Origin of the sequence: Methanospirillum sp. (assembly GCF_028679455.1) — an archaeon.
Taxonomy (GTDB): domain Archaea; phylum Halobacteriota; class Methanomicrobia; order Methanomicrobiales; family Methanospirillaceae; genus Methanospirillum.
On sequence record NZ_JAJRBM010000250.1, the window covers coordinates 1 to 4035 of the forward strand.

General features: G+C 44.3%; 5 protein-coding genes. 3 read left to right on the forward strand and 2 right to left on the reverse strand.

Annotated features, from left to right (window positions below; translation table 11 throughout):
- Nucleotides 1–434: 434 nt before the first annotated feature.
- The 3 genes from LUQ50_RS08375 to LUQ50_RS08385 are packed head-to-tail and all read left to right on the forward strand — an operon-like array spanning nt 435 to nt 885.
- Complete coding sequence (locus LUQ50_RS08375) at nt 435–566, forward strand: hypothetical protein (protein WP_300039062.1); 132 nt, start codon at nt 435–437, stop codon at nt 564–566.
- Nucleotides 563–721, forward strand: coding sequence for a hypothetical protein (locus tag LUQ50_RS08380; protein ID WP_300039065.1), 159 nt, complete (start codon nt 563–565; stop codon nt 719–721). Before LUQ50_RS08375 ends, LUQ50_RS08380 begins: the two co-directional genes overlap by 4 nt.
- Complete coding sequence (locus tag LUQ50_RS08385; protein ID WP_300039068.1) at nt 718–885, forward strand: hypothetical protein; 168 nt, start codon at nt 718–720, stop codon at nt 883–885. The genes LUQ50_RS08380 and LUQ50_RS08385 overlap by 4 nt, the downstream gene beginning before the upstream one ends.
- A gap of 66 nt (nt 886–951) precedes the next feature.
- Here LUQ50_RS08385 and LUQ50_RS08390 read toward each other — a convergent pair whose 3' ends face one another.
- Both LUQ50_RS08390 and ltrA read right to left on the reverse strand, forming a co-directional pair.
- A complete protein-coding gene (locus tag LUQ50_RS08390) occupies nt 952–1296 on the reverse strand; it encodes a hypothetical protein (protein ID WP_300039071.1) in 345 nt (114 codons plus the stop codon).
- 678 nt (nt 1297–1974) lie between these two features.
- Entirely contained in the window at nt 1975–3498 is a 1524-nt protein-coding gene (gene ltrA / locus LUQ50_RS08395; RefSeq protein WP_300039074.1) for a group II intron reverse transcriptase/maturase, read from the reverse strand.
- Between the last annotated feature and the right edge of the window lie 537 nt (nt 3499–4035).

Genomic DNA, 4035 nt, shown 5'->3' on the forward strand with positions numbered 1-4035 from the left:
ATATCAACAGCATAGGTTTTTTCCAGTGCCAAAGCAGCTTGTGGACTCATCGTCCAGTCTCCACCTGAATTTGTTACCTGCTCACTCGAAACAGTTCTCTCTTCAGCAGTTACCACTGATCCCATACAAAGAATCAGGAAAATAATTCCCACGATTTTACATTTCATATAATCTCTTCCGAGCCAAATGGAGTTTTTATCTTCAACACCATCCAGTTTTCATTCCTATGACAAGAATATCTCTTTTTTATCATAAAAAGTAAATCATTTTCATCATTCATTTAACCCAACGTTATCTGTTTCGGGATATTACATGAGAATACTGCAAACGATTTTTTATCCATACAGGTTATTCTGAACTATGAGGGGTATTTGTCAGGGTTTGAATAGTACATATAAATACACCGATATCATTCGTGTCTCCCATCTCCAGAAATGGACTGGTGCTTAAACAGCGGCGGTATCTGTAATGGTGATGCGATCGCCTGGAAGGATCCAGGTGATCACTTCGAGATGTGTGAGATCTGTTATTCGCATCTCTGCGAGTCATCCGAGGTGACGATATGATCACCCCGCTGGTCGTGGACCGTTCTCCGGTCTTCAGGAATATCTACTGCCCGTGCACGCTCGGGAAATGTCCGTTACACCGGTGGCAGATGAACTGCCTGGCCTGTGACCGGTATTCCCGGGTGCGGCGACTGGCGTATGGAGGATCAGCATGAGACTATCCCGAAGACCCACCATTGAGGCCTGTTTTACGAAAGGATGTCCTCATCTGAAGTTCGTGCAGTGTTCGGTCCGGAGGAACCGGATCTGTGATCTGACCGGGAAGGGTATCGGGTATCTCCGGGTCTGCCTGCAGGAGGAGGCCTGTGCAGCGACGTGATGCGGGTCGGCTGGTCAGGAGTGAATACCAGGTCTTCCAGCATCGGAAGAACTCCCGGGCGTATTATCACCAGAACCGGGAGAAGATCCTGCAGAGGAGGAGAGAAAAGAAATTTATGAGTTTATGCAGACCGGAGGCTGCAAAGGCCTGACCTGGAGGGGTTCTTCCCCTCCGGAGGTGTGTCGTGGGAAATTTTGCGGTAGTTCGCGAGCGTTCGTCCCGCTCGCTGGAGAAGGTCGGCCGGTTCCGGGTGGAGGGAGATAAGGTTGTGATATACTGGACGGGATTGGATCGTTTCAGATCGGGAGAGCCCAGGTGATCCCGGTTCTTTCCGGTTGGGAGAGGAAGTGATCCGGGACCGGGATGGGGGAGCCTTTCCGGGAGTGGGAGAGGAGTGAAGATGGTGATCAATGGGAGGTTGTATGTGGCTCCGGTCCGAAGGGTGAAGCGGGTACTGGAGGGGAAGGAGAAGAAAGGGGCTGTGTTTAGGGTAAAGAATTATTGTTAAAAGAATATGGCTATGAGAATTAAACCATTATTTATTTTGAGAAATTTTCAAATATATTGTTTCCATTTTATTCCAAAATTCGGTAGAATATTTATCTTGGTCCGATTCAGACAAATTGCATCGATGCTCTTGACTATCAATAACTTCCCAGGCATTAACAATTTTAATTTGAGGCATACTGGGTTTGCTTTTAAAAAATAAATCAACGGAAAATTTAATCGGAATTTTAGTATGGGCGTATTTTAATGTCACACCTGAAAAATAATATCCATTTTTTTCAAATTTTTTTACTACTTCGTTATTTCTTAAATTGTTACCTCTTAATAGGGCTTCTGTTATTCCATTAAGATCTGCATCAGATATGTCATCATCATCCTCATCTTCATCATCACAATCTCCTTTTCTAATTCTAATAGCATATACATCTTCAAGGATTAAATTAGGATAATTATTTGTCGAATAACAGGGTAGGGATTACTCCCTTCCCCGGTCGAATAGGGAGAGAAAAGTTACCTGCCTCCCCCCTTCATGGAACGCACCTTGCGACTTTCACCGCAGTACGCTCGAGCGTTTCACACCCTTTAAGTATCGGGTAGCTCAAAAATCGGAAACTGGAAAAGAGTCATCTGCGGGAATTTATCTTCCCATTCGTATCCCAAAATTCTCTGCCTAAAGTACTCTTGGTCAAGGTAAGGATTTTTCTCGAGTATAACCATTCGATAGTGGACAGTTGGGATGTATGATAGAGAGATGAGTCTGGAGATTTTAGTCTCAAATATCCAATCTCTTTTTCCATCACGATGCCAGTAACGGTTTTTTAACCATTGCTTTGACTTATCTGGATGTCTTCTCTTGGCCCAACTATAGAGTTGGTTCCAGAGAATATGATCCTGTCTCGTGAAGATACGTTTGGATACCATATATCTGTGATAATTCGCCCATCCTTGAATTATTGGATTTATTCTTTGGATGAGGTTATCTTGAGTCCATGCTCTCGCCTCTCTAATCAGTGCGCCCACTTTGTCGTTGATTCGTTTGATTGACTCTTTGGAGGGTTTCACAAGAAGTTTCCCGTGTAATTTCCGAAATGTCCACCCCAAAAAATGGAATCCTTCCTTTATGTGGGTTATCTTCGTCTTCTCTTCAGATAGTTCCAGACCCCTTGCTTTGAGGAAGTTAGTCAGCATATCTTTGATTTTCACCGCAATCTCATATGCGTCTGCGGTTATAATCAGGTCATCTGCGTACCGGGTGAGATTCACCTTCCTCTTATTACATTTAGGTTTGTAAACTCTTCCTCTAGGACATGTCCAGAATTCCTCTGCTAACATCTTTTCGATGCCATCCAGAGTCATATTAGCGAGAATCGGTGAGATTACGCCACCTTGGGGAGTACCTCTATCAGAGGAGAACAGATGTCTGTTGAAAACAAAACCTGCTTTGAGAAATTGCTTCAGGATTGATTTATCCATCGGTATATTCTCTATCAGCCACTCATGGGATATGTTGTCAAAGCAGCCTTTTATGTCTGCTTCCAGTATCCATTCTGCAGAGTATTCGTTATGAAGGGTGTTATATGCATAGTCGCATGCATCATGAGCACTTCGGAATTTGCGGAATCCAAACGAAGTGGAATCTGCAAGGGTTTCAGCCACTGGGCTGAGCGCCATCGCATATAACGCCTGCATTGCTCTGTCATACATACTCGGAATTGATAAGGGTCGTTTCGTACTTTTCCCTGGTTTGGGTATGTAAATCCTTCTGAGTGGTTTTGCTTTGTACCTTTTATCTGTCAGAGAGAGAACGGCTTTCATCCTGGCTGCTGGGGTTATCCAGATTTCGCCATCGACACCAGCTGTTCTTTTCCCTCTATTTTGGGTGACAGTTCTCACTGCTAATGCTTTCGCAAAGAACGAATGCGTCAATAGATATTGAAGTCGTGTAACTAGATTCCATCTTCCTTCTTTGGTCGCTTTTGCAATTCTAACCTGTAGCCCATTAATACTGGTTTCTGCCTCCTTCCAGTTGATTCTTTCCCACTGGGTTTGGAGGTTGCCGTTCGCAAGGTTCTCACAGTTACGTGTCGTTGAATCTCTTGCGTTCATAGGTTTACCTTCAGTTTTGCCGTGTTACGCTAGCATCAAGTCTGCACACTTTCATGTCAGGGCAAATTTTGAACCCTTATATCGTTCATTACAAACGACCATTCGCTTGATGATGCATCCTTTAACCGCTACGCCTTCGGTCCGTCTCGCGACTTCCTACCTCAAATGAGGAACGTATCGGTCTTACCATGTTCCGGATTATGGATAATTTTGAGACATTAGGAACTTCTTCGTAGACCGGGAATGCTTCGTCCTTTCGATTCAATGTAGAAGAAGCCATTGTATCCTGATTCCTTGCCTTTTGGCTCAAGTGTCGTCAGCTCATTTCACTTGTTGGTTCTCACGATCCTTCATTCAGAAGTTCAGCTTGCGCTTTTCCATAGTCTCTTACCCTAACAGTTTGTCAGAATTGAGCTTTCTAAGTTTACCATATTGTTCCAGAGGCTTCGCACCCTTCTGTTACCAAAAGCGCACGCTCTGGTAGGGTTACCCCGAAAGGATGGGGCAGCTTTACGCAATCCATAATCCTACCTCATG